This window comes from Micromonospora sp. CA-259024, from assembly GCF_050936255.1.
In the GTDB taxonomy this organism is placed as follows: Bacteria; Actinomycetota; Actinomycetes; order Mycobacteriales; family Micromonosporaceae; genus Micromonospora.
The window spans coordinates 2637294-2660667 of the sequence record NZ_JBNJND010000002.1; the positions used below are offsets into that span (position 1 = coordinate 2637294).

General features: G+C 72.4%; 24 protein-coding genes. 20 read left to right on the forward strand and 4 right to left on the reverse strand.

What is annotated here, in order from left to right:
• Nucleotides 1-3: 3 nt before the first annotated feature.
• The 3 genes from ACQEUX_RS31855 to ACQEUX_RS31865 all read left to right on the forward strand — a co-directional run bounded on the left by ACQEUX_RS31855 (nt 4) and on the right by ACQEUX_RS31865 (nt 3544).
• Nucleotides 4-831, forward strand: coding sequence for a hypothetical protein (locus ACQEUX_RS31855; protein WP_433056368.1), 828 nt, complete (start codon nt 4-6; stop codon nt 829-831).
• A gap of 2 nt (nt 832-833) precedes the next feature.
• Nucleotides 834-1826 (forward strand): nucleoside triphosphate pyrophosphohydrolase, encoded by a 993-nt coding sequence (locus ACQEUX_RS31860; protein ID WP_433056370.1) that lies wholly within the window; start codon nt 834-836, stop codon nt 1824-1826.
• Between the two features lie 98 nt (nt 1827-1924).
• The gene (locus ACQEUX_RS31865; protein WP_433056372.1) at nt 1925-3544 is read left to right on the forward strand and encodes a DUF885 domain-containing protein; all 1620 of its coding nucleotides are present in this window, start codon (nt 1925-1927) and stop codon (nt 3542-3544) included.
• A 24-nt stretch (nt 3545-3568) separates the two neighbouring features.
• Here ACQEUX_RS31865 and nudC read toward each other — a convergent pair whose 3' ends face one another.
• Nucleotides 3569-4489, reverse strand: coding sequence for an NAD(+) diphosphatase (gene nudC, locus ACQEUX_RS31870; protein WP_433056374.1), 921 nt, complete (start codon nt 4487-4489; stop codon nt 3569-3571).
• Nucleotides 4486-5178, reverse strand: a complete 693-nt coding sequence (locus tag ACQEUX_RS31875; RefSeq protein WP_433056376.1) for a hypothetical protein — start codon at nt 5176-5178, stop codon at nt 4486-4488. The genes nudC and ACQEUX_RS31875 overlap by 4 nt, the downstream gene beginning before the upstream one ends.
• 213 nt (nt 5179-5391) lie before the next feature.
• Between ACQEUX_RS31875 and eno the strand changes: the two genes are divergently transcribed.
• From eno to ACQEUX_RS31895, 4 genes are read left to right on the forward strand one after another with little or no spacing between them, the layout of a single operon-like run.
• Nucleotides 5392-6675: a phosphopyruvate hydratase gene (eno, locus tag ACQEUX_RS31880; RefSeq protein ID WP_357352768.1), complete on the forward strand. Its 1284-nt coding sequence runs from the start codon at nt 5392-5394 to the stop codon at nt 6673-6675.
• 32 nt (nt 6676-6707) lie between these two features.
• The gene (locus tag ACQEUX_RS31885; RefSeq protein ID WP_433056378.1) at nt 6708-7349 is read left to right on the forward strand and encodes an FtsB family cell division protein; all 642 of its coding nucleotides are present in this window, start codon (nt 6708-6710) and stop codon (nt 7347-7349) included.
• 29 nt (nt 7350-7378) lie between these two features.
• Complete coding sequence (locus ACQEUX_RS31890; RefSeq protein WP_433056380.1) at nt 7379-7936, forward strand: DUF501 domain-containing protein; 558 nt, start codon at nt 7379-7381, stop codon at nt 7934-7936.
• Entirely contained in the window at nt 7933-8469 is a 537-nt protein-coding gene (locus ACQEUX_RS31895; protein WP_433056382.1) for an amino-acid N-acetyltransferase, read from the forward strand. The genes ACQEUX_RS31890 and ACQEUX_RS31895 overlap by 4 nt, the downstream gene beginning before the upstream one ends.
• Here ACQEUX_RS31895 and ACQEUX_RS31900 read toward each other — a convergent pair whose 3' ends face one another.
• Nucleotides 8470-9360, reverse strand: coding sequence for an alpha/beta hydrolase family esterase (locus tag ACQEUX_RS31900; RefSeq protein WP_433056384.1), 891 nt, complete (start codon nt 9358-9360; stop codon nt 8470-8472).
• A 97-nt stretch (nt 9361-9457) separates the two neighbouring features.
• On the opposite strand from ACQEUX_RS31900, the gene ACQEUX_RS31905 reads away from it, so the two are divergent.
• The 13 genes from ACQEUX_RS31905 to ACQEUX_RS31965 all read left to right on the forward strand — a co-directional run bounded on the left by ACQEUX_RS31905 (nt 9458) and on the right by ACQEUX_RS31965 (nt 21361).
• Nucleotides 9458-10510: an ArsR/SmtB family transcription factor gene (locus tag ACQEUX_RS31905; RefSeq protein WP_433056386.1), complete on the forward strand. Its 1053-nt coding sequence runs from the start codon at nt 9458-9460 to the stop codon at nt 10508-10510.
• Nucleotides 10511-10532: 22 nt separating this feature from the next.
• Nucleotides 10533-11474: an exopolyphosphatase gene (locus ACQEUX_RS31910; RefSeq protein WP_433057285.1), complete on the forward strand. Its 942-nt coding sequence runs from the start codon at nt 10533-10535 to the stop codon at nt 11472-11474.
• Nucleotides 11475-11724: 250 nt separating this feature from the next.
• Entirely contained in the window at nt 11725-12057 is a 333-nt protein-coding gene (locus ACQEUX_RS31915) for a PadR family transcriptional regulator (protein ID WP_074316865.1), read from the forward strand.
• Nucleotides 12054-13070, forward strand: coding sequence for an HAAS signaling domain-containing protein (locus ACQEUX_RS31920; protein ID WP_433056389.1), 1017 nt, complete (start codon nt 12054-12056; stop codon nt 13068-13070). Before ACQEUX_RS31915 ends, ACQEUX_RS31920 begins: the two co-directional genes overlap by 4 nt.
• A gap of 130 nt (nt 13071-13200) precedes the next feature.
• Nucleotides 13201-13662 (forward strand): LppU/SCO3897 family protein, encoded by a 462-nt coding sequence (locus tag ACQEUX_RS31925; RefSeq protein ID WP_433056391.1) that lies wholly within the window; start codon nt 13201-13203, stop codon nt 13660-13662.
• Between the two features lie 197 nt (nt 13663-13859).
• Nucleotides 13860-14546 carry a dienelactone hydrolase family protein gene (locus tag ACQEUX_RS31930; RefSeq protein ID WP_433056393.1) on the forward strand — a complete coding sequence of 229 codons (687 nt, stop codon included), beginning with the start codon at nt 13860-13862 and terminating at the stop codon, nt 14544-14546.
• A gap of 19 nt (nt 14547-14565) precedes the next feature.
• Nucleotides 14566-15279, forward strand: coding sequence for a uracil-DNA glycosylase (locus ACQEUX_RS31935; RefSeq protein WP_433056395.1), 714 nt, complete (start codon nt 14566-14568; stop codon nt 15277-15279).
• A gap of 20 nt (nt 15280-15299) precedes the next feature.
• Entirely contained in the window at nt 15300-16085 is a 786-nt protein-coding gene (locus ACQEUX_RS31940; protein ID WP_433056397.1) for a DUF4129 domain-containing protein, read from the forward strand.
• 117 nt (nt 16086-16202) lie between these two features.
• The gene (locus ACQEUX_RS31945) at nt 16203-16787 is read left to right on the forward strand and encodes a hypothetical protein (RefSeq protein ID WP_433056398.1); all 585 of its coding nucleotides are present in this window, start codon (nt 16203-16205) and stop codon (nt 16785-16787) included.
• Complete coding sequence (locus tag ACQEUX_RS31950) at nt 16788-17795, forward strand: AAA family ATPase (protein ID WP_433056400.1); 1008 nt, start codon at nt 16788-16790, stop codon at nt 17793-17795.
• The gene (locus ACQEUX_RS31955; protein ID WP_433056402.1) at nt 17795-19243 is read left to right on the forward strand and encodes a DUF58 domain-containing protein; all 1449 of its coding nucleotides are present in this window, start codon (nt 17795-17797) and stop codon (nt 19241-19243) included. The genes ACQEUX_RS31950 and ACQEUX_RS31955 overlap by 1 nt, the downstream gene beginning before the upstream one ends.
• Nucleotides 19244-19366: 123 nt before the next feature.
• A complete protein-coding gene (locus ACQEUX_RS31960) occupies nt 19367-19927 on the forward strand; it encodes an LPXTG cell wall anchor domain-containing protein (RefSeq protein ID WP_433057287.1) in 561 nt (186 codons plus the stop codon).
• 102 nt (nt 19928-20029) lie between these two features.
• A complete protein-coding gene (locus ACQEUX_RS31965; protein WP_433056404.1) occupies nt 20030-21361 on the forward strand; it encodes an NAD(P)/FAD-dependent oxidoreductase in 1332 nt (443 codons plus the stop codon).
• Between the two features lie 88 nt (nt 21362-21449).
• Here ACQEUX_RS31965 and ACQEUX_RS31970 read toward each other — a convergent pair whose 3' ends face one another.
• Complete coding sequence (locus tag ACQEUX_RS31970) at nt 21450-23309, reverse strand: hypothetical protein (protein ID WP_433056406.1); 1860 nt, start codon at nt 23307-23309, stop codon at nt 21450-21452.
• Nucleotides 23310-23374: the final 65 nt, after the last annotated feature.

The window sequence follows — 23374 nt, forward strand, 5'->3', positions numbered from 1 at the left end:
GGCATGCGTGCTCGCCGTGTGATCGCCGCCGCCAGCGTCGCGGCCCTGGGTGTCCTCTCCCTCGCTGCCTGCGGCAGGTCCGCACCGGGCGTCGCCGCTTACGTCGGTGACACCACCTACTCGGTGGGCCGGGTCGACGCTATTCACGCCGAGGCTCAGGCAAAGTACGAGGAGACCGTCCGGACGGCGTTCAAGCAGCAGAACGGTCCGTCCGCGTCCCCCTCGCCCGAGCTGCTCCGGATCGAGGCGACCCCGCAGGACATGCTCAACCTGCTCGTCGGTATCGACCTGGCCAAGCGGATCATCGCGGAGAAGCAACTCCCGGTGCAGGACCAGATCAACGCCGAGCAGTTGGGTCAGAGCTTCAAGGTTCCCGGCTCGGAGTACGCGAAGCTCGCCGCCGACTGGTACGACCTCTTCATCGCACTTCAGACGGGGCTGCCGGCGGCTGAGCTGACCGACGAGGAGCGTTCCAAGGTCTACGACGCGTTGGTGGAGGGCGGCGTGGCCCCCGCCGGCTGGTCCGTCGAGGAGCAGCGCGCCGGGTTCGCCGAGCCGGACATCGCCCGGCAGGTGGCGGCGGTGGTGGCCCTCAGCGCGGCCTTCCAGGAAGAGGTGAAGCGGGAGGACGTCTCCCTCAACCCGCGCTACTCCGGGCTGGAGATTCCGGCCCTGTTCGAGGTGCCGGGCCGTGGCCTCGGCGCGTACGACCTGCCCTATCTCGACCAGGTCAGCACTGTCACCGACATCTCCAGCCCGGAGCCGCTGCCGTCGAGTGACGCCCCGGGCGCCGACGGTGCGGTCCCGGGCGCCGAGGGCACGGCCAGCTGAGCATGTCGGCACGGATCGTCCTCCTGGTCACCTCGCCCCGGCTGCCCGCGGGCCTGTTGACCTCCGCGGCCTGGGACGTCGTACGCCAGCATCCGGTGCTGGCCGGTGCGGAGAGCGAGTTGGCCACGGCCGTGCGCCAGGCGGGCGCCGAGGTCACTGTGGTGGACGGCCCGGCGACGCAGCCGCTGCTGGATGCGGTGGCGACGCACGGCGCGGTGGTCTGGCTCGCTGGCCCGGCGGGCGACGAGGCGCTGGCCCGGGAGTTGGGTCTGCGGCTGGCCCGGGAGCCGGGGTTGGCCGAGATGGAGTTGATGTACGGCTCGTGGGATCCGCCGGGAGCGCGGCTGCTCGACGCGGTGGCCGTGCTGGACCGGCTGGCCTCGCCGGGAGGCGACCCGTGGAAGCGGGCGCAGACGCACCGCAGCCTCGCCGGTTACCTGCTGGAGGAGAGCTACGAGGCGTACGACGCGATCGGCGCCGACGACACCGACGCGCTGCGCGAAGAGTTGGGCGACGTGTTGTTGCAGGTGGTGCTGCACGCGCGGCTTGCCGAGGAGTTGCCCGAGGGCGAACGCTGGACCATCGACGACGTGGCGGGTGGCCTGGTCGACAAGATGATCCGGCGTAACCCGCACGTCTTCGCCGGTGCCGAGGCGGGCACTCTGGAGGAGATCACCGAGAACTGGGAGCGGATCAAGCGCGCCGAGAAGTCGCGTGACTCGGTGCTGGACGGCGTGGCACTGAGCCAGCCCGCACTGGCCCTGGCCGCGCAGATCCTGGAGCGTGCCGCCCGCATCGGTCTGTCGGTTCCTCCGCCCCTGGCCGACACCCAGGTGGGCGGGGAAGCACGACTGGGCGCGAGCCTCCTGGCTACGGTCGCGGCAGCCCGCGAGGCGGGTATCGATCCCGAGGCGGCCCTCCGCCGCACCACCCTGGCCTACGCCGAGGCCGTCCGCGCCGCCGAAACCCAACCCCCACCCCCAGACCCGCGTTGATCATGAAGTTGTTGCCGCGACACGCCGAGTCGGACGGCAACAACTTCATGATCGACGAATAGGCGGCAGTGCAGGGGGCGGTCGGTAGGGTGGGCCGGGTGGAAGCGTTTGGGGTGCTGGCGGAGCGGGTTGTCGAGGCTTTACTGGAGTCACGGCCGGGGGTTGCCACCGCGGCGGGGGATCACCGGTTCGACTCTCGGCTTCCGGACCTGTCCGCCGATGCTCTGGCCGGCGATCGGGCGATGCTCTCCGACGCGGCCAACGCGCTGTCCGAACTGGACCCCGACTCGCTCGACGTCGACGACCGGGTCGACCACGCGCTGCTCACCTCCTTCGTGGATCGGGAGCTGTTCGAGCTGACCGAGATCCGCGCGCACGAGTGGGATCCCCTGCGGCACAATCCCGGGCCGCTCCTGCACCCGCTGCTGGCCCGTCCGTACGCCCCGGCGGAGGTGCGGCTGACCCAGCTCGCCGGCCGGCTCGCCGCCGTACCGGATGCTCTCGCCACCGCCCGCGCGACGCTGCGGGACATGCCGCGGGTCCATGCGGAGACGGCGGTGGGGCAGTTCACCGGCACGGCCGCGCTGATCCGTGACGAGTTGCCGGCGCTGCTCGCCCAGGCGCCGAGCACCCTGGACCGGGTCGAGCCGGCGGCGACCGCGGCGATCGCCGCGCTGGAGGAGTTCGTCGCCTGGCTACGCATCGGCCTGGCCGCGGATGCCGGCCCCGGCCGTGACCCGCGACTGGGCCGGCGCCGCTGGGAGGCCCGGCTCTGGCACACCCTCGACACCGAGCTGGGCGCCGCCGAGATCCAGCGCCGCGCCTGGGCCAACCTGGACCGGGTCACCGCGGAGATCCGCGAGGCGGCCGTCGGGCTGGTCGGCGGGCCGGCCGACGACGCGGCCGTACGCCGGGCCCTGGACCTGCTCGCCGCCGAGCACCCGAACGACTCGACAATCGTGGAGCTGGCCGGGGTGACGCTGGACGAGGCGACCGACTTCGTCCGGGCCCACGACCTGGTCACCCTGGTCGACGACCGGTGCGTGATCCAGGAGATGCCGGAGTTCGCCCGGGGCGTCGCGGTGGCCTACTGCGACTCGCCCGGCCCGCTGGAGACCGCGGCCCTGCCGACCTTCTACTGCATCGCGCCCACCCCGGCGGACTGGCCGGCGCAGCGGGTCGAGTCGTTCTACCGCGAATACAACGACCACATGATCCGCAATCTGACGGTGCACGAGGCGATGCCGGGGCACTTCCTCCAGCTCGCCCATGCCCGCCGCTACGTCGGCGGCACCCGGGTCCGCGCGCTCGCCGAGTCCGGCCCGTTCATCGAGGGCTGGGCGGTGTACGCGGAGGAGCTGATGGTGGGTCTCGGCTTCGGCGGTCTGCCGGTGCGGTTGCAGCAACTCAAGATGCAGCTACGGATGACCATCAACGCGTTGCTCGACCAGTTGGTGCACGCCGAGGACCTGCCCGAGGCCGAGGCGATGGCGTTGATGACCGGGCGCGGCTTCCAGGAGGAGGGCGAGGCGGCCGGCAAGTGGCGCCGGGCGTTGCTCACCTCCACCCAGCTCTCCACCTACTTCGTGGGGTACAGCGAGGTCGCCGAGATCGCCGCGGCCCGCCCGGACGGGGTGGCGGTCCGCGACTGGCACGACGCGATGCTCGCCCACGACTGCCCGCCCCCGCGCCACCTGCGCACCCTGCTGGGTCTCTGAGGACAACGCCGGGCCGCGCGTGGCTCAGCGCCGCGCGGCGGTCACCGTCGCGTCGATCAGCCAGCGCGAGATGGAGTACGCGGGCGGCAGCTCCGCCGGCAGCGCGTCCACACCGAACCACTGAGCCTTGGTCAGCTCCCGGCCGTCGACCACCGGCTCGGCGTGCGGGTCCGCGGCACGGGCGGTGAAGCCGGCGAGCAGCACGCCGGGGCCGGAGATCGCCCACGGCTGGCTGCCGAAGTAGGCGAGCCGGCCGACGGACAGCCCGACCTCCTCACCGACCTCCCGGTGCACCGCCGCCTCCAGTGTCTCGCCGGCCTCGACGAAGCCGGCCACCAGTGCCCAGAGCCCGGTCGGCCCGGTGGCGTGCCGCACCAGCAGCAGCTCGTCGGTGCCACCGGTCGGGCTCGGGCGGGTGATCGCCACCAGCACCGCGGCGGAGAGCTGCATCGGCAGGTACAGGGCGCAGTCGGGGCACCGCCGTGCGGTCTCGCCGGGCAGGTCGGTCAGTTCTCCTCGGCAGGCGCCGCACCACCGGTGGGTACGCCGCCAGGTGATCATCGCCAACGCCCGGCCCGCGAGGGTGGCGTGCGGCTCCGGCACCTCGGCGGCGAGCGACGCCCAGCCGCGTGCCCGGCCGGGCAGCGCGTCGGCGGTGGCCAGGTCGGTGGCCCAGGCGGGCACCCCGCCGAGAGTGCCCAGCGGCACCCAGTCGGTGTCGGCGGGCAGGTCGGCGACGCGCAGCGGTCGGCCGTCGGCGCTGGTCAGCAGCTTCGCGCCGGTCACCGGCAGCGCCAGGTCATCGGCGGCGGGCGGCCGGCTCCGGTCGGCCCCCGGCAGGAATCCGCCGGGAGCTGCGCTGGAGGTGGACCCGCCGAGCCGCGCGGGGGACGTGGACCCGTCAGGTGGTACGGCGGACGTGGTGCCTGCTGTCGGGTCGGTCACGAGCCACCGGGGCGGCGGTCCACCACACCGGCGCCAGCGGGCGGGTCGAACGCGCTCGTGTCGACCGTCGTGGAGTAGTGGCTCAGCGCCAGCTCCATCGGCTTGCCGTCGACCGGCCCGGTGAAGCTGCCGAGCACGCCCTCGGTGGTCACACAGGCGGTGAAGTCGCCGGACGAGCTCTGCACCGTGGCGCAGGTGGCGTGGTGCCCAGCGACGGTGGTGTCGCTCTGCTTGATGACCGCCTGTGGGTCGAGCGCGGCGGCGCTCAGCAACCCGACCACCACCGGTGGGGTGACGAGGCCCTGCCTGTTGGCCTCGCCGAAGAGCGTCACGGTGGGCTTGCTGCCCGGGGTGGGCGGGGCGACCAACGTGCACTGCGGGCGGTTGCCGGTCGTCGTGCACCGGGTGATGGCCTCCGGGGTGACGGTGACTCGCCCGCCCGGGTAGATGTACGCGGAACGGGCCGGGTCCTGCGCCTGGACGATCGCGGCGCTCTGGCCCCCGGGGAGCTGGTAGTCGGCCGAGTAGGTCAACTCCAGTGCCCGATCGAGTCGGGCAGCGAGGTCGTTGACGAGTTCCGAGCGACCCATGGCGACTCCGGCGTCCTCGAATGTCTGACAGCCGGTGACCGTGAGCGACGCGATGACCGACACGGCGAGCATGCGGAGGGTGGTCGAGGCGGCGGGCATGGCGACCAGCCTGGTGGATTTGGTCCGCGCAGCGCAAACCCGTTGCCGGTTGACGCCCGGAAATCCGGGAATGTCCGTCAACGCGGGGCGACTCGGGTGCGCGGGCGACGCCGTGCCCGTTCGCGCCGCCCGATACGCTGCGTTCAACACCTGCCTCAGCCGCACCGTCGCGGCCCACCCACGGACCGGATCACAACAACGAGGAGCGACTCAGTGGCAACCATCGAGGGAATCGTCGCCCGGGAGATTCTCGACTCGCGGGGCAACCCGACGGTCGAGGTCGAGGTCGGCCTGGACGACGGCACGGTGGCCCGCGCCGCCGTGCCCTCCGGCGCCTCCACCGGCGCCTTCGAGGCGATCGAGCTGCGCGACGGTGACGCCGACCGCTACCAGGGCAAGGGCGTGGAGAAGGCGGTCTCCAACGTCGAAGACAAGATCGTCGACCAGATCATCGGGTACGAGGCCAGCGAGCAGCGGCTGATCGACCAGAAGATGCTCGACATCGACGGCACCGACAGCAAGTCGGAGCTGGGCGCGAACGCCATCCTCGGGGTCTCCCTCGCGGTGGCGAAGGCCGCTGCCGGCAGCGCCGAGCTGAGCCTCTTCCGTTACCTGGGCGGCCCGAACGCGCACCTCCTGCCGGTGCCGATGATGAACATCCTCAACGGTGGCGCGCACGCCGACTCGAACGTCGACATCCAGGAATTCATGATCGCGCCGATCGGTGCGCCCACCTTCCGTGAGGCGCTGCGCTCGGGCGCGGAGGTCTACCACGCGCTGAAGTCGGTGCTGAAGAAGAAGGGCCTGTCGACCGGCCTCGGCGACGAGGGTGGCTTCGCGCCGAACCTGCCGACCAACGCGGCAGCCCTGGACCTGATCGCCGAGGCGGTCGAGAAGGCCGGCTACCGGCTCGGCACCGACATCGTGTTCGCGCTCGACGTGGCGGCCACGGAGTTCTTCGACAACGGCACCTACACCTTCGAGGGTGCCGCGAAGTCCGCCGACGAGATGAGCACCTACTACACGAAGCTGGCCGACGAGTACCCGATCGTGTCGATCGAGGACCCGCTGGCGGAGGACGACTGGAGCGGCTGGCAGACGCTGACCGCCTCGATCGGCGACCGGGTGCAGATCGTCGGTGACGACCTGTTTGTGACCAACCCGCAGCGCATCGCCCGCGGTATCGCGGAGAAGTCCGCGAACGCGGTCCTGGTCAAGGTCAACCAGATCGGTTCGCTGACCGAGACCCTGGACGCGGTGGACCTGGCCCACCGGGCCGGTTTCAAGTGCATGATGAGCCACCGCTCCGGCGAGACCGAGGACACCACCATCGCCGACCTGGCGGTGGCCACCGGTTGCGGCCAGATCAAGACCGGCGCGCCGGCCCGTTCGGACCGGGTCGCCAAGTACAACCAGCTGCTCCGGATCGAGGAGGAGCTGGCCGACGCGGCGCGCTACGCCGGCGCCGGCGCGTTCCCGCGCTACCGTTCGGCCTGAGACGCACGAAGCCTCGGGGGAGGGGTGTGACGATGCAGCAGCGCCGCACACCGGGTGGTCAGCGTCCCGCCCGCCGGCCGGGTCAGTCCGGTCGGCCGGGTGGCGCCCGCGCCACGCGGGGTTCGGTCCGGGAGACCGGCGTACGCGCCGAGCCGCGTGGCGCCGCTGGTCGGGCGCCGGGCGCGGCCCGGGGCGCCGACGGCGTGCGCTCCGCGAATCGTCCGGCCGCCGCTCGGCGTACCGCCGCCGGTGGTTCCGTCAAACGGCTCGCCGCACCCCACCCCCGTCGCTTCACCGGCCGGGCCACCGTGCTGTTCGCGGTCCTGATCGCGCTCGCCCTGGCCTACACCTACCCGGTCCGGGTCTACCTGGACCAGCAGGCCGACATCGAGCGGATGGAGGCGGCCCAGGCGGTGCAGGAGGCGGAGATCGCCAAGCTCGAAGCCGAGGCCGCCAATTGGAAGGATCCGGCGTACATCACGACGCAGGCTCGGGAGCGGTTCTTCATGGGCCGGCCGGGCGAGAAGATGATGGTGGTGCTGCACGACCCGGAGGGCGCCGCCCGGGACGCCGGGAAGCCGGCCGGCTCGTCCGCCCCGGCTGGGCCGGTGACCTGGTACGACACGCTCTGGTCGAGCGTGCGGGCGGCGGACAGCCAGCAGCCGGGCAAGTGATCCACCGACCCACCGCACCAGGAGAGACCGTGACTGTCGTACCACCGCACGAGTCGGCGGCGGATTCAGTACCCCTGCCGCAGCGGGAACCGGCCACCGAGGCCGACCTGGCCGCGGTGGCCGCGCAGCTCGGCCGGACACCCCGGGGCACCCGGGCGGTTGCCCACCGGTGCCCGTGTGGTCTCCCGGACGTGGTGGAGACGACCCCCCGCCTCGCCGACGGCACACCCTTCCCGACGCTCTACTACCTGACCTGTCCCCGGGCCACCGCGGCGTGCAGCCGACTGGAGTCGGCGGGGCTGATGAAGGAGATGGCGGACCGGCTGACGACGGATCCCGAGCTGGCCGCCCACTACCGTGCCGCACACGAGGACTACCTCGCCCGTCGGGCGGCGATCGGCGAGGTACCGGAGATCGCCGGCGTCTCGGCCGGCGGGATGCCGGGTCGGGTGAAGTGCCTGCACGTGCACCTGGGGCACGCGCTGGGCGCCGGCCCCGGGGTGAACCCGTTCGGGGACGAGACGTTGGAGCTGGTCGAGCCGTGGTGGGCCGCCGGCCCGTGCGTGGACGTGCCGGCGGGCGAATGAGCGCGCGGGCTGGGTCCTCGGCACCCGAGAGTCAGATTCTGGTGCGGCGGGCCCGTACCGGGGATGTGCGGGGCATCCGGCGCCTGGTCGACACGTACACCGACGACCGCCGGCTGCTGAGCAAGGCCACCGTGACCCTGTACGAGGACGTGCAGGAGTTCCGGGTGGCGGTTCGGGCCGACGACGGCGCAGTCGTGGGCTGCGGTGCGCTGCACGTGATGTGGGAGGACCTGGCGGAGATCCGTACGGTCGCGGTGGATCCGTCCTGCCGGGGCCAGCGGATCGGGCACCGGCTGGTCGGCGAGCTGATCGACGCCGCCCGGGAGCTGGGCGTGGGGCGGATCTTCGTGCTCACCTTCGAGACGCGGTTCTTCGGTGCGTTCGGCTTTCAGGAGATCGACGGCGCGCCGGTGCCGCAACCGGTGTACGAGCAGTTGCTGCGCTCGTACGACGAGGGTGTCGCGGAGTTCCTGGACCTGGAGCGGGTGAAGCCGAACACGCTGGGCAACACCCGGATGCTGCTGCGCCTGTGATCAGGCCCGCCGGGGATGTGCGGCGAAGAACTCCCACATCAGGTCCGTGGCGGAGAGGCCGGCGGCGGGTGCGGCGAGCTGACCGGATGCCGCCCCCGGCCAGCTGTGGCCCATGTCGGTGAGGGTGTAGACGCTGACCTCGCTGCCGTCCGCGCAGGACGCGACGGTCCTGGTCACCTTCGGCACCCCGGACGCCTTCGGGCTGGGTTGGCAGGTGAGCCGCTGCTGCCAGGTCCGGATGCCGGTCTGGAAGATCGGGGCGTACCGGTCCTGCCCGCCGATGAAGGTGATCACGGAGACCGGGTTCGTCGGCAGGTAGCTCTCGGCCGTGGTCAGTTTTCCGCTGTAACCGCCGCTGACCACCCCGATCGCGGCGAACCGGCCGGCACCCTCGACCGCCGCCCGGAAGCTCATGTCGCCGCCGTTCGAGATGCCGGTGAGGAAGACCCGGTTGGGGTCGGCGCGCCAGGTCTGCACCAGGTGATCGGTGAGGGCGTTGAGGAAGCCGACGTCGTCCTGGGTGCCGCAGCAGACCAGCGCGTTGAAGCCGCCGCTCACCCCGTCGGGGTAGGCGACCAGGGCGTTGTCCTTGTCGGCTCGGGCGTCCAGGCCCGCCAGCTCGCGCATGGAAGGGCCGGCGCCGGGATAGAAGTGCAGCGCGATGACCAGGGCGGACGGGCGGCTCGGGTCGTACCCGGGCGGCGCGTGCAGGAGGTAGGTGCGGTCCAGCCCGTTGTGCTTCATGGTGAGCAGGTGGTCGCCCGGCGCCGGGCGTTCAGCCGGCGCGGAGGGTGTGGCTGGCGGGGTCGGCGAGGGTTGCCCCCGCTCACCACAGGCCGCGACCATCACGATGAGGCAGAGCCCCGTCAACACCGCCTTCGTCAGCCGCACGCCGGCCACCCCCCGTCGACTCCGCTGTCCACACTGGAGGTATCCCGGGTGCGGATCAACCCTTTCGGTCCTGGGCGAAGGGGGGCAGGCTGTTGCCATGCTTCGCCTCCAGCTCGGGCCGGCGGACCTGTGCCGGGTTCGGTTCGCCGACCGGCTGCACCCGGTCGGCACCGCCCTGCTCGCCGGTCAGTGGCTGCGTGATCCCACGGTCGCGGCGATGGCACCGGCCCTGGCCGAGCGGGCCGCGGTGGTCGAGAGCACGGGCGCCGCCCAGACCGCCACCGCGATCCTGCGGCACCTGCTACCGGACCGGGGGCGGTTGCCGGACTTCGTGACCCCCTTCGACGGTTTGGAGTCGGTCGCCGCCGGTCTGGAGGCGATCCGGGCCACTCCGGCACGACGGGTCCGCGCCGAGGTCACCGCCGCGTACGGGAACGAGGTCGCCACCCCGCTGCGGCGGCGGTTCGCGGCCGCCGATCCGGAGGTGCTGGACCTGTTCGGCGGGGCCGTCCGCACCTGGTTCGACGCCGTCCTCGCGCCGCAGTGGCACGAGCTGGTGTCCGCGTACCGCCAGCAGGTGATCTGTGCCAGCCAACGGCTGGCGCAGCACGGCCTGGCCGGTCTCTTCGCGGGGCTGCACCCGGCGATCCGGTGGCGGGAGCCGGTGCTGGAGGTGCGGACGTGGTGGAGCGGGGACCTGCCCGGCACCGGCCACGGGATCATCCTGCTGCCCTCCCCGTTGGCTGGCCCGCGCCCCCGGGTGCTGGTCGAGCCGGGTCACCCGATCCTGCTCGTCTATCCGGCGGCGATGCCTCCGCGCGGCGCCACCGCTTCGGTCGATTCCCTCGGCCGACTGCTCGGTGCCACCCGGGCGCTGGTGCTGCGCCGGCTGGCAGCCGAAGGCGGGTTGACCACCACCGTGCTGTCCCGGGCCGCCGGGATCAGCCTCTCCTCGGCGTCGGAGCACGCCACGGCGCTGCGGGCTGCTGGGCTCGTGGCCAGCGAGCGGGAGGGCGGGGCCGTCCGGCATCACCTGACACCGCTGGGAGTGGGGCTGTTGAGCGCGGGTCCGGACGCGTCGGCGGAGAACTGGTCCGAGGCGTGGCCGCCGCCCGGCCAAGCCGCCGGGTGGCCCCCCGTCCTGCCGTAAGGTTGCTGCCGTGACGACGCGTGTGGCGGCCATCGACTGCGGGACCAACTCGATCCGACTGTTGGTCGCCGACCTGCCCGAGGAGCCGGCCGGGTCGCAGGCGCCGCTGGTCGACCTGACCCGACGAATGGAGATCGTCCGGCTGGGGCAGGGTGTGGACCGCACCGGCCGGCTGGCGCCGGAGGCGATCGAACGGACCAGGGTGGCGCTGGCGTCGTACGCGGCCGACATCGAGAAGCTGGGCGCGGAGCGGGTACGGATGTGCGCCACCTCGGCCTCCCGGGACGCCTCCAACGCCGACGACTTCACCGAGATGGTGCAGCGCACCCTGGGTGTCGCACCCGAGGTGGTCAGCGGCGACGAGGAGGCCCGGCTGTCGTTCACCGGTGCGGTGCGCGGGTTGCCGGCCGACGCGAAGGAGCCGTTCCTCGTCGTCGACATCGGCGGCGGTTCCACCGAGTTCGTGGTCGGTGACCGGGCCGACGGGGTGCGTGCGGCGATCTCGGTGGACATCGGCTGTGTCCGGATGACCGAGCGGCACCTGCCCGGCGACCCGCCGACTCCCGATCAGGTCGCCGCCGCGCAGGCCGACATCGCGGCCGTGGTGGACCGGGCGCTCGCCGTGGTGCCCGGCCGCGAGGCGGCCACCCTGGTCGGGCTCGCCGGGTCGGTCACCACCGTGGTCGCCATCGCCCAGGGCCTGCGGGAGTACGACCCGGAGCGCATCCACCACGCCCGGGTGTCGTACGAGGCGGTGGCTCAGGTGACCGCGGACCTGCTGGGTCAGACCCGTGAGCAGCGGCTGGCGATCCCGGTGATGCACCCGGGCCGGGCCGACGTGATCGGCGCGGGCGCGCTGGTGCTTCGCGTGATCATGGAGCGCGCCGGGATGCCGTCGGTGGTCGCCTCGGAGCACGACATCCTCGACGGCATCGCCTGGAGCCTCCAGCCGGCCCAGAACTAGCTTCGGTGTGACCTAGCCGGGGGTGTGTGATCGACCTGGCGGGGCGTGATCGACCCGGCCGTGCTTGATCGACCTGGCCGCGCTTGATCGACCTGGCGTCGATCAAAGCCTCGGCGGAAACCCGGCCGCGCGCGCCTCGCCGGGCCCGGCTCGCCCCCCGCCCGGCTCGGCCCCCCGCCTGCGCCGCCCCGCCCGGCGTGTCGAGGTGAATCGTTGACGGTATTTCGCAATGCGCAGTAGTGTGCAATGCGTGGACACCACACAGTTGCTGAAGGGCGTGCTCGATCTGGCCGTCCTCGCCGTTCTCCGGGAGGAGGACGGCTACGGATACGACATCCTCCGCCGGTTGCGCGAGGCCGGCCTGGAGGAGGTCGGCGACGCCTCGGTCTACGGGACGCTGCGCCGCCTCTTCGCCGCCGGCCTGCTCACCACCTACGTCGTGCCGAGCGAATCCGGGCCGCACCGTAAGTACTACTCACTCAACGCCGCGGGGCGTGACCAGTTGACCCGCTCCGGCAAGCTCTGGCGCTCGTTCGCCACGACAATGGACAGTCTGCTCGACGATCGGGGGATGGCGGCATGACCGTCACTGAGCAGGAGATCACCGACTACGTGGCGCGGGTCCGGGCCGCTCTGGCCGACCTACCGACCACGCAACGCGACGAGCTGACCGAGGATCTCGCCGATCACCTCACCGAGGTCGCCGCCGAGTCCGAGGGCACCCTCGTCGAGCGGCTGGGTGAGCCCGAGACGTACGCCGCCGAGCTGCGCGCCGCGGCCGGCGCCGCCCCGGGCGGTGGGCGCAATCTCGACCAGCGGGTCGCCACCGCGGTGGTCCGGGTCCGCAGCCGACTGCGCGTCATCGACACCCGGCTCGGCCCACCCCTCGGGTACGCGACGGCCAGCGACTTTCTCCGGTTGCTGCGCCCCGGCTGGTGGGTGCTGCGCGGCTACCTGGCGGCGATGCTGGTCACCGTGATCAGCACCGGGGGCAGCTTCGGCCTGCTGCCCCGGTTCGGTGGCGAGCTGCTGGCCGGCCTGATCATGTTGGTCGGCTTCGTGCTCGCCTCCATCTGGATCGGCCGCCGCTCCGCCCGGCTGACCCGCTGGCCGCGCTCGGCGGTGCAGGTCGGCAGTGTGGTGCTGGTGATCTTCGCGTTCGCCGCCCTCATGCAGGCCGAGGACCGGATGCGCTACGGCGACTACGGCTACTCCCCGACGTCGGTCGACAGTCAGTACAGCCAGATCCGGGACGTCTTCGTCTACGACAGTGAGGGCCGGCTGGTGGAGGACGCTCGGCTCTTCGACCAGAACGGCAATCCGATCCGCCTCGGCTACCCGGACTGCCCGAGCCCCATCGACGTCTACGGCAAGCCGTTGCTACGGGCGTACCCGTACTGCCCGGACCAGGCGCCCTTCGGGCCCCGCGCACCGGGAGCGCCCCTCCCACCCACGACGCCGAGCGCCACGCCGGACCCGAGCACCACGCCGGACCCGACCGTTACGCCGGAGCCAACCGGGACGGCCACCGGCGGGCCCACGGCAGGCCCGACGGCGCCGCCGAGCGACGCGCCGACCCCCACCGCGACGAGCTGAACCACGGTGTGAACTGGATCATGCATACGAAGCTGGGAAATAGCTGAACGGACGAGGCGAGCGGGACGACACCGGAAATCAATGATCGTTACGGTGTCGTCTGCTCATCAACCCCTCGGAAGGAACCCCCGTGTCAGAGCAGGTCGCACCGCCCCCCGCGCCCGAGGCCGCACCACCCCAGCCGGCCGAGCCGGAGGCGAAGAAGCCCGGTGGAAGGAAGGCCCTCGGCATCGTCGGCGCGATCCTCGCAATCGTCGTTGTCGCCGGCCTGAAGTTCGGCATCGCCTCGGCGATCGGCAACTACTTCAACAAGGACGAGACCGCCGCCGCCAAGGCCGGCGACTGCATCGCCGAGCTGCCCGAGATCACCGGCACCGAGCAGGAGACGGTCAAGGGCGCCAAGGTCGTCGAGTGCACCTCCACCGACGCGGCGTACAACGTGGTCGGTCGGGTGGACGACCAGAGCGAGGCGCAGGCCAAGGCCGACACCGCCTGTAGCCAGTACTTCAAGGAAGGCGAGGAGGCGTACGTCTTCTCCAGCATCGAGCCGGGCAAGACGGGCTATGTGCTCTGCCTGACCAAGAAGGCCTGACCAGAGCGACAGATCGGGTCGACGGCGGCGGGGGCAACCCCGCCGCCGTCGGCGTACCCGGAGTCACCGGCGGGCGAACGGGAGGTGAATGCCACTGTTCCGGCGTCTTCCCGGCGGCGGCGCGGCATGGCAGGCTACCGGCACGTAGGACCACTGGGCGACCAGCCAACGATGACTGACCGCTAGGAGGACGGCCCATGGGCGAGATGGTGAGCTACCGCAGCAACGGGGGCACGAGCGAGGGGTATCTCGCGATACCCGCGAGCGGCATGGCCAGCCCCGCCGTCATCGTCATCCAGGAGTGGTGGGGCCTCGTCCCGCACATCCGGTCGGTGGCGGACCGGTTCGCCGAGGCCGGCTTCGTCGCTCTCGCCCCGGACTTCTACCACGGTGAGACGACCAGCGAGCCGGACGAGGCGCAGCGGCTGCTGATGGCGATGCGGATGGACGAGGCGGCGAAGGACATCGCCGGCGCTGCCGACTATCTCGCCGCGCGGCCGGAGGTCACCGGTAAGGTCGGTGCCGTGGGCTTCTGCGCCGGTGGCAGCCTGGCCCTCTGGTCAGCCACCCTCTCCGAGCGGATCGTCGCCACCGCCGGCTTCTATCCCGTGCTCCCGTGGGAGTCGATGCGTCCCGACTGGGCCGACTACGCCGGCAAGACCGCGGTCATCCACTGCTCCGAAGAGGACGGCACCTCGGCCGACGAGGGCGTACAGACCGCCCGCAGGGCCATCGAGGAGGCCGGTGGCACCTGCCACCTCTACGACTACCTGGGCACCTCGCACGCGTTCTTCAACGACGACCGGCCGGAGGCGTTCGACCAGCGGTCCGCCGCCAGCGCCTGGGCCCGCACCCTGGAACTCTTCCGGGCCAAGCTTGGCTGAGTCGCGTACCCCGGAGCAGGTGGTCGCCCACGCAGCGCGGGCGGCCGACCTGGCCGACCTCGACGCGGCGGTGAGCGACTGTTTCGCCTGCCCACGGTTGGTCCAGTGGCGGGAGGAGGTCGCCCGCACCCGCCGGGCCGCCTTCCGTGACCAGGAATACTGGGGCCGGCCGGTGCCGGGCTTCGGCACCGGCGACGCGCGGATCGCCATCCTCGGGCTGGCGCCCGCCGCGCACGGCGGCAACCGCACCGGCCGGATCTTCACCGGCGACCGGTCGGGTGACGTGCTGTTCGCCGCGCTGCACCGGGCCGGGCTGGCCAACCAGCCGACCAGCGTCGCCGCCGACGACGGGCTCGTCCTGCGGGACCTCCGGATCTTCTCGGCCGTCCGATGTGCGCCACCGGACAACAAGCCAACCCCGCAGGAGCGGGACACCTGCGCACCCTGGCTGCACCGCGAGGTCACGCTGATCCGGCCCACCCTGCGCGTCGTGGTCGCGCTGGGCGCGTTCGCCTGGGCCGCGTGGTGGCCGGTGCTGCGTGAGGTGTACGGGCAGCGCCCGCCCAGCCCGCGACCGGCGTTCGGTCATGGGGCACACTGGTCCGGCACGAACGCTCCGGAGTTGCTGGGCTGCTACCACGTCAGCCAGCAGAACACCTTCACGGGGCGACTGACACCAGAGATGCTGGACGACCTCTTCGGCCAGGCCAAGCAGCTGGCCGGAGTGGACTGAGAACGCGTGGGGCGGTGGCGATGACAGACGGAACGCGCCCGCCCACGCCGTCCCCGGCCGTCGAGCCGGGGGTGTTGCGCCCGGCGCTCGGCCTGCTCCGCCGGTGGTGGCCGGTGGGCGCGGTCGCCGCCCTGCTCGCCGGTGCCGCGCTGGCGTCCGCCCACTCGTCGATCGGGGCCAGCCGGATCCCGCCGGCCGCGGACAACGTGCCCTGGGTGCCCGAGTACCCGACCGCCGAACCGGCGCCGTCCATCCCGGTCGAACCGCGCGACGCCGGCGAGGCCACCCAGGCGCACATACCGCAGTGGATCGCCACCGTGGCGATGGTGCTGCTCGGGCTGGCCATCCTCGCCGCGTTCGGCTACCTCTCCTGGATCCTGATTCGGGGTGCGCTGCGCCGCACCACCCGGGCGTTGCCGGCGCAGCGGGCCCGGCGTACCGCGGAGGGCACCGCCCGCGAGGTGGTCGCCGCCCTCGATGCCGGCCTGGTCGAGCTCGACGACCGGGACACCGACCCCCGGGTGGCGGTGATCGCCTGCTGGGTACGCCTGGAGGAGGCCGCTGCGGCGGCCGGTGTTCCACGGCTCGCCGGGGACACCCCCACCGACCTGGTCAGCCGGCTGCTTCGCGGTGATCCGGCAGCCGGGGTGCCGGCGATCGTCAGCACCGACGTGCTGGCCGAGTTCGCGCACGTCTACCGGGAAGCCCGGTACGCCACCCGCCCGGTCGACGAAGGCACCCGCGACCAGTCCCGCGCCGCGCTACGCCGGCTACGCGGGGAGCTCTCAGCGGTGGTGACCCCGTGAGCGCGAGGAGTGAGCCGGTTTTGCGAGCCCCGCAGTCGCGAACCAAGGGCGGCTCCGTGAGCGCGAGGAGTGAGCCGGTTTTGCGAGCCCCGCAGTCGCGAACCAAGGCGGCTCCGCATGAGTAGCACCAGCATCGACGACCTGCTCGCGTTCGAGGAGGAGGCGTCACCGGCGGGCCCGCAGGCGCGCGGCTCCCGCGCCGGGCCGGTGCTGCGCTCGCTCGCGTGGGCCGCCGCTGTGGTCGCGGTGCTGCTCGTCGGCCTCCGCGCGGTCGGCCTCCAGGTGTCGTTGCCGGTACTGATCGCCGGGGTGCTCGCCGTCCTGGCTGTCCGCCGGATCACCGCTCTGCTCGCGCCGCCACCCCCGCAGCCGGCAGGTGGCCGGGTCGTGACGGGCGAGGACGACGGCAGCTACAACTGGGATGCCCGGGACGCGCTGCGTACCGCCATCAACCGTTGGGAACGGCCGTTGGACTGGTCCACGACACGACCCGAACGGTTCAGCGACGTGGTCCTGCCCCGGCTCGGAGAACTGGCCGACGAACGGATGCGCCTGAAGCACGGCGTCACCCGTGAGTCGGATCCGGTCCGCGCCCGTGCCCTGCTGGGTGACCGGCTGTGGACGTTCCTGGAGACCCCGCCTCGTCGCACCCCGTCGCCGCGCGACCTCGCGGTGATCGTCGCCGAACTGGAGAAGATCTGAATGAACGACGTGGACCGGAGCATTGCCCCCGCCGAGGTCGGCCACCTGGCTCGGACGGTCCTGGACGCGGTCGGCACCGTCGTGGTCGGCAAGCGGGACGCGTTGGAGTTGGTCCTCGCCGGCATCCTGGCGGGCGGGCACGTGCTCCTGGAGGATCTGCCGGGGCTCGGCAAGACGCTCACCGCGCGTTCGTTCGCGCAGGCGCTCGGGTTGGATTTCCGCCGGTTGCAGTTCACCCCCGACCTGCTCCCCGCCGACGTCACCGGCTCGTTCCTCTACGACCAGCGCAACGGCGACTTCACCTTCCGGGCCGGCCCGGTCTTCACCAACCTGCTCCTCGCCGACGAGATCAACCGGACGCCCCCGAAGACCCAGTCCGCGTTGCTGGAGGCCATGCAGGAGAAGCAGGTTTCGGTGGAGGGGGTGACCTACAAGCTGGACGAGCCGTTCCACGTGCTGGCCACCGCCAACCCCATCGAGTACGAGGGCACCTACCCGCTGCCCGAGGCGCAGCTGGACCGGTTCCTGCTGCGGGTCTCCTTCGGTTACCCCCAGCACGAGGAGGAGTGGGAGGTGCTGCGCCGTCGGATGGGCCGTCGCCGCGAGGAGGCGGAGATCAAGCCGGTGGTCGACGCGGCCACGCTGCGGGCCATGCAGGCCGCCCTGGAGGACGTGGTGGTGGAGGACTCCATCGGCCGCTACATCGTGTCCCTCACCGCGGCCACCCGGGAGCACCCGTCGGTGCTGGTCGGCGCCTCGCCGCGCGGTTCGCTGGCGCTGCTGCTGCTGGCCCGGGTCCGCGCGGTGTTCGGTGGACGGGACTACGTGGTGCCGGAGGACGTCAAGGAGGTGGCGGCGCCCGCCCTGGCCCACCGGATCACTCTGCGCCCCGAGATGTGGTTGCGCCGGGTCGATCCGGCGTTCGTGGTCGGCGAGGTGCTGGAGGCGACCCCCGCACCGGCGAGTGGCGCGCTGCCCAGCTACGCCGCCGGCGGGCCCCGGCGCTGATGACCGGACCGACCGTGCCGAGAGCCGCCGAGCCGGAAGCGGCTGCCGGCTGGGCGCCCACCCCGGCGCTCGGCCGGGCGGTGCTGCTCGCCGGCCTGTTGCTGGTGGCAGGGGTGCTGCTGGGGCGGGTAGACCTGATCGTGCTGGCCGCCCCGTTCGCGCTGGGCACCGCGTACGCGCTGCGCCGGCGGCCCACGGCGCTGCCGCAGGTGTGGATCACCGCGGGTGATGACGGCGGGCCGCTGGTCGAGGGCGGCGACGTGACGGCGGCGGTGAGCGTCGGCAACCCGGACAGCGTCGACTACGACATGGTGGTGCTGCGTTCCCGCGTGTCGCCGTGGCTGCGGATCGAGCGGGCTGGGTTCGCCCGCGACGAGGCGGTCGACGACGTGCCACCGGCCGCTACGACGGCGCTGGCCGGTGCCGTGGCTCCGGCCAGCGGCACGGGCCGTTCCGTCGTCGACCGGCCGTTCGTGACGTCGGTGCCCACCGGTTCGGCGGTTGACCTGGACCTGGCGGGTCGTGCCCTGCGCTGGGGCCGGCACCCGGTCGGTCCGGCCGGTGCCCGGGTCGCCACGGCGGGTGGCCTGCTGGTCTCCCGGGCGGTGATCACTGAGCCGGTCCAGGTGCGGGTGTACCCGCGTACCGAGCCGTTCGAGGCTGTGGAGGCGATGCCCCGCGCCGCCGGCCTGGTCGGGGCGCACCACTCCCGGCGGCCCGGCGAGGGCGGTGAGCTGGCCGGCGTACGGATCTTCGCCCCCGGGGACCGGCTGCGCCGTATCGACTGGCGGGTCTCGTTGCGCGCCCGGCAGTTGCACGTGGCCTCCACCCTCTCCGACCGGGACGCGGAGGTGGTGGTGCTGCTCGACGTGCTCGCCGAGGCGGGCCGTTCCGGTGGGGTTGGGCGCGCCGCCTCGGTGTTGGACACCACCGTCCGGGCCACCGCCGCGATCGCCGAGCACTACCTGCACCGCGGCGACCGGGTCTCCCTGCTGGAGTACGGGCCGGCGGCTCGCCGCCTGCGTCCGGCCGCCGGGCGTCGGCAGTACCTGACCGTCCTGGAGTGGCTGCTCGACGTACGCGTCCGCTCGTCCTCGCACGAGCCGTACGACCAGGTCTTCGGCCCGCAACTGCTCTCCTCGGACGCGCTGGTGGTGGTGCTCACCCCGCTGCTGGACGAACGGTCCGCGCAGATGCTCGCCCGGCTGACCCGCGCCGGGCGGTTCGTGGTGGCGGTCGACACGTTGCCGACCGACCTGGCGTCGCCAAAGGACCGGGGCTGGGCCGAGGTGGCGTACCGGCTGTGGCGTCTGGATCGCGAGATCATGATCGGGCAGCTCCGGGAGCACGGCGTGCCGGTGGTGCGCTGGGCCGGCGCCGGCAGCCTGGACCAGGTGCTGCGGGACGTGGCCCGGTTGGCGACGGCACCGAGAGTGGGTGGCCGGTGAGCGCGAGGAGTGAGCTTGCGAGCCCCGCGGTCGCGAACGAAAGGCGAGTCCGGTGAGCGCGAGGAGTGAGCTTACGAGCCCCGCGGTCGCGAACGAAAGGCGAGTCCGGTGAGCGCGCAGATGATCGACGTCGTGACCGGACGGGTCCGGGCGGCCCAGAATGCTGTCGCCCGCATCAGCGTGGCCCCGCTTCTGGTTCGGGCCGGGATCTTCGTCACGGTGTTTGCCGGGTTTGCCCTGGCGTTCCCCGCCGAGGCGCTTTCCGGCCGGACGATCCTCTTCCTGGCGGTGGCCGCGCTGTTACCGGCGGTCGGTCCGCGACGGGTCTGGGCGACCTTCACCGCACTGGTCACGGTCGGTGGCTGGCTGCTCGCCACCGACGGGTACGGCCGCCCGGTCGCCCTCTGGCGTCTGCTCGCCATCGCCGCCCTGCTCTATCTGGGCCACACCCTCTGCGCGCTGGCCGCGCTGTTGCCCTACGACGCGGTGGTGGACCCGGAGTTGATCACCCGGTGGTTGCTGCGTTCGGCCGCTGTCCTGCTGGGCACCGCCGTCCTCGGGGTGCTGTTGTTGCAGGTCTCGGACACGGGTGGCGAAACCGGATATCAGTGGGTAACCGTGCTGGGACTCTTGGTGGCCGTGGGGACGGCAGCGTTGCTCGGCTGGCTGCTGCGGCGTCGGTAAACGCTGTGACATGAGGGTTAGGCAGGTCACAGGGGTTGTGCTCCGTCACAGATGGGGGGCGCGAGCGGGATTACCTGAGCCGGCCGGGGAAAGATAGACGACGTGAATCCGAAGCGGATCCTTGTGGTTGGTGCTGGGCACGTCGGTCTCTACGCCGCCCTGCGCCTGTCGAAGAAGCTCAGCTCCCGTGAGGCTGAGGTCATGGTGGTGGACCCCCAGCCGCACATGACCTATCAGCCGTTCCTGCCCGAGGCGGCGGCGGGCAACATCTCCCCGCGGCACTCCGTGGTGCCGCTGCGGCGGGAGTTGCGTCGGTGCAAGATGGTGGCCGGAACGGTCACGCGGATCGAGCACAACCGCAAGGTGGCCACCGTGCAGCCGATCAGCGGCCCGGCCCGGGAGATCACGTACGACCACGTGATCGTGGCCCCGGGCTCGGTCTCCCGCACCCTGCCGATCCCCGGCCTGCACGAGCAGGGCATCGGGTTCAAAACCATCGGCGAGGCGATCTACCTGCGCAACCACGTGCTGGACCGGCTCGACGTCGCTGCCGCCACGGCGGATGAGGACGTCCGCCGCTCGGCGCTGACCTTCACCTTCGTCGGCGGTGGGTACGCCGGCATCGAGGCGCTCGCCGAGATGGAGGACATGGCTCGCGACGCCCTGCGCTACTACCCGGAGCTGAACCAGGACGAGGTTCGCTGGGTGCTGGTCGAGGCCACCCAGCGGGTGCTGCCCGAGGTCGACCGGGACATGGGCGCCTATACCGTCCAGCAGTTGCTGAAGCGGAACATGGACATCCGCCTGGACACCCGGCTCGAGTCCTGCGTCGACGGGGTGGTCAAGCTCTCCGACGGTGACAGCTTCCGGTCCGACACGATCGTCTGGACGGCCGGGGTGAAGCCGTCGCCGATGCTGGACTCGACCGACTTCCCCCGTGACGACCGTCGACGGATCACCTGCCTGCCGACCCTTCAGGTGGTCGACGGTGACGAGGTCGTCGAGGGTGCCTGGAGCGCCGGCGACTGCGCCGCCGTGCCGGATCTCACCAAGGAGCCGGGCAACTTCTGCTCGCCGAGCGCCCAGCACGCGGTGCGCCAGGCCGCCCGGATGGCCGACAACATCGTGGCCGTGATCCGGGGCCGCGAGCCGGTCAACTACAAGCACAAGCACGTCGGCAGTGTCGCGAGCCTCGGCCTGCACAAGGGCGTCGCCCAGGTGTACGGCATCAAGATGACCGGCTGGCCGGCCTGGGTCATGCACCGGACGTACCACATGAGCCGGATCCCGTCGTTCAACCGCAAGGTCCGCGTGGTGGTGGACTGGTCGTTGGCGTTCTTCCTCAAGCGTGAGGTGGTCGCCCTGGGTCAGCTGCACGACCCGCGCGAGGAGTTCGTCGAGGCGTCCCAGCCGGTTGGCGCGCCCCGCGTCTGACCCAGCTGTACGGAAGGGCCCCTTCTTACCGTTTCCGGTGTAGGAGGGGCCCCTTCTTTGCGTCCGGGATCGTCCGAGCCCGGCGCTGTCAGACCCGCCAGATCCAGGCGTCGGCGATGCGGGTGGCCGGGCCGTAGAGCTGCTCCAGGGTGGACCGCAGGCTGTCGGCGTGCGGGGCGTCGTCGGTCAACGCCACACAGGAGGCACCCCAGAAGTCCGCGTCGCGGGCGGCCTGACGGCGCTGCTCGTCACCGATGGCCGGTTGGTCGCCGCGCCGGGCGACGTCCGCCAGCAGGGCGGAGGTGGGCTGCTTGAAGGTGCCCATCGCCGCGGTGCCGCCCCGCCCGTACGGGCCGATGAAGAACCCTTCCGGCAGACCGAAGCCGGCGTCGGCGGCGGTTGCCCAGCGCATCGGCCAGGGCTCCTTGGGCGTGGGCAGCGGCACCGGAACCAGCACCCCGCCGGGGTGTACGCACTGCCGCCAGTGGCCGCCGGTGACGAATTCCGGCAGGGCGGGTCGTTCGGCGGTCGGCAGCGGGGTCGGGAAGATCGGCAGCAGCGCCGCGCCGACGGCCAACGGCACCAGCCGTCGCGCCCGACCGGTGCTGCGCAGAGCCCGGTCGACGGCCAGCACCAGCAGCGTCGCGATGATCGGCAACAACGCCAGCGCGAACCGCATCGGCAACGCGCCGTCCACGATCGGCAGCCCGCCGATCAGGGCGTACGGGCCGGGAAGCGCGGTCCTGGTGCCGCCGAGCACCACCTCCGGGCCGAGCGAGAGCGCACCCATCACCAGGCCCGCCACGACGCAGGCGAAGACCAGTCGGCGTCGCCCGACCCAGATCGCGCAGGCGGCGGCGACCAGCAGCAGGGGCCAGCCGAGGAAGGTGTTGTACTCCGCCGGGCCGGTGGTCAGCCGGGCGGATTCGTCGCTGCCGGCCACCGACAGTGGGGAGATCGTCCACCAACTGCTCAGGTCGGCGGAGAAGTAGGCCGGGGTGAACATGCCGTCGGCGACCCCCTGCGGCCCGGCGAACTGGAACCACAGCGGGTAGCCGAGCACCAGCAGGGCGAGCCCGGCGGCGATCGCCAGCCCACCGGCGAAGCCGGGCAGTGCCCGCCGGGCCAGGTCCCGGTCCGCCACGGCGTAGCTGATCGCCATCACCAGCAGTGTGACGGCGGCGAGGAAGAGCACCTCCTCACCGATGAAGACCTGCGCGGTGACCGCGGCGGCCAGCCCTGCCGCGGAGGTGACCATCCGCCGGCGATCCGGCCCGGCGGGCCGGGTGTGCCCGGCCTGACCGGGTGCCGCGGGCCCCGGGTCGGACGCCCGCAGCAGTCGGACCACCAGCCAGACGATCACCGGCACCAGCCACTGGGCGGTCATGTGCAGGTGGCTGTTGGTCTGCGAGACCATGCCGGGGCCGAACCCGCACAGCCCTCCGCCGAGCGCGGCGGCGAGCCGGCGGGCGCGCAACGTCCGGTGGAACAGCAGGTACCAGGCGAGGGCGGTGCCGGCGAGGTTGGCGGCGGCGAGCAGCGCGAAGGCGACCGGCGCGCCCAGCAGCAGGGTGACCGGCGCGAGGGCGATTCCGAGCGCGATCACCGTGGTGTTGGCCATCAGGTTGACGCCGTCGGGGGCGTTGAGCCGGTCGGTGAGCAGACCGAAGTCGCCGAGCAGCGCGCGGGCGTCGACCGCCAGGAACCACTCGTAGAGGGCCTGGTCCTCCGGGTTGAGCGCCAGGGTGCGGCCCGCCGGGTTGGGCCAGAGCCCGTGGGTGAGCCAGCCGGCCAGCACCGCGCAGGCCAGGGCGACCAGCAGGTCCGCCCGGTGTCGGTGGACGGCGGCCAGCAGCCGGGTGGCCCGGGGTCGGCGGTTGATCTGATCGGCGAGGCGGAAGGCCTGCTCAGGGGCGGCGTCGGGGGCCGTGGGGGCTGCGCTGCTCACGGCATCGACCCTAATGTGGCCAACCCGGCGGGGTACGCCGGGTCGCCGCAGACCGGATACGGTGA

Excerpts from the sequence above, each read along its gene's own strand:
- ACQEUX_RS31855 (WP_433056368.1), top strand. The coding sequence starts at position 4 with ATGCGTGCTCGCCGTGTGATCGCCGCCGCCAGCGTCGCGGCCCTGGGT.
- ACQEUX_RS31860 (WP_433056370.1), top strand. The coding sequence starts at position 834 with ATGTCGGCACGGATCGTCCTCCTGGTCACCTCGCCCCGGCTGCCCGCG.
- ACQEUX_RS31875 (WP_433056376.1), bottom strand. The coding sequence starts at position 5,178 with ATGCCCGCCGCCTCGACCACCCTCCGCATGCTCGCCGTGTCGGTCATC.
- ACQEUX_RS31885 (WP_433056378.1), top strand. The coding sequence starts at position 6,708 with ATGCAGCAGCGCCGCACACCGGGTGGTCAGCGTCCCGCCCGCCGGCCG.
- ACQEUX_RS31895 (WP_433056382.1), top strand. The coding sequence starts at position 7,933 with ATGAGCGCGCGGGCTGGGTCCTCGGCACCCGAGAGTCAGATTCTGGTG.
- ACQEUX_RS31905 (WP_433056386.1), top strand. The coding sequence starts at position 9,458 with ATGCTTCGCCTCCAGCTCGGGCCGGCGGACCTGTGCCGGGTTCGGTTC.
- ACQEUX_RS31920 (WP_433056389.1), top strand. The coding sequence starts at position 12,054 with ATGACCGTCACTGAGCAGGAGATCACCGACTACGTGGCGCGGGTCCGG.
- ACQEUX_RS31930 (WP_433056393.1), top strand. The coding sequence starts at position 13,860 with ATGGGCGAGATGGTGAGCTACCGCAGCAACGGGGGCACGAGCGAGGGG.
- ACQEUX_RS31940 (WP_433056397.1), top strand. The coding sequence starts at position 15,300 with ATGACAGACGGAACGCGCCCGCCCACGCCGTCCCCGGCCGTCGAGCCG.
- ACQEUX_RS31945 (WP_433056398.1), top strand. The coding sequence starts at position 16,203 with ATGAGTAGCACCAGCATCGACGACCTGCTCGCGTTCGAGGAGGAGGCG.
- ACQEUX_RS31950 (WP_433056400.1), top strand. The coding sequence starts at position 16,788 with ATGAACGACGTGGACCGGAGCATTGCCCCCGCCGAGGTCGGCCACCTG.
- ACQEUX_RS31955 (WP_433056402.1), top strand. The coding sequence starts at position 17,795 with ATGACCGGACCGACCGTGCCGAGAGCCGCCGAGCCGGAAGCGGCTGCC.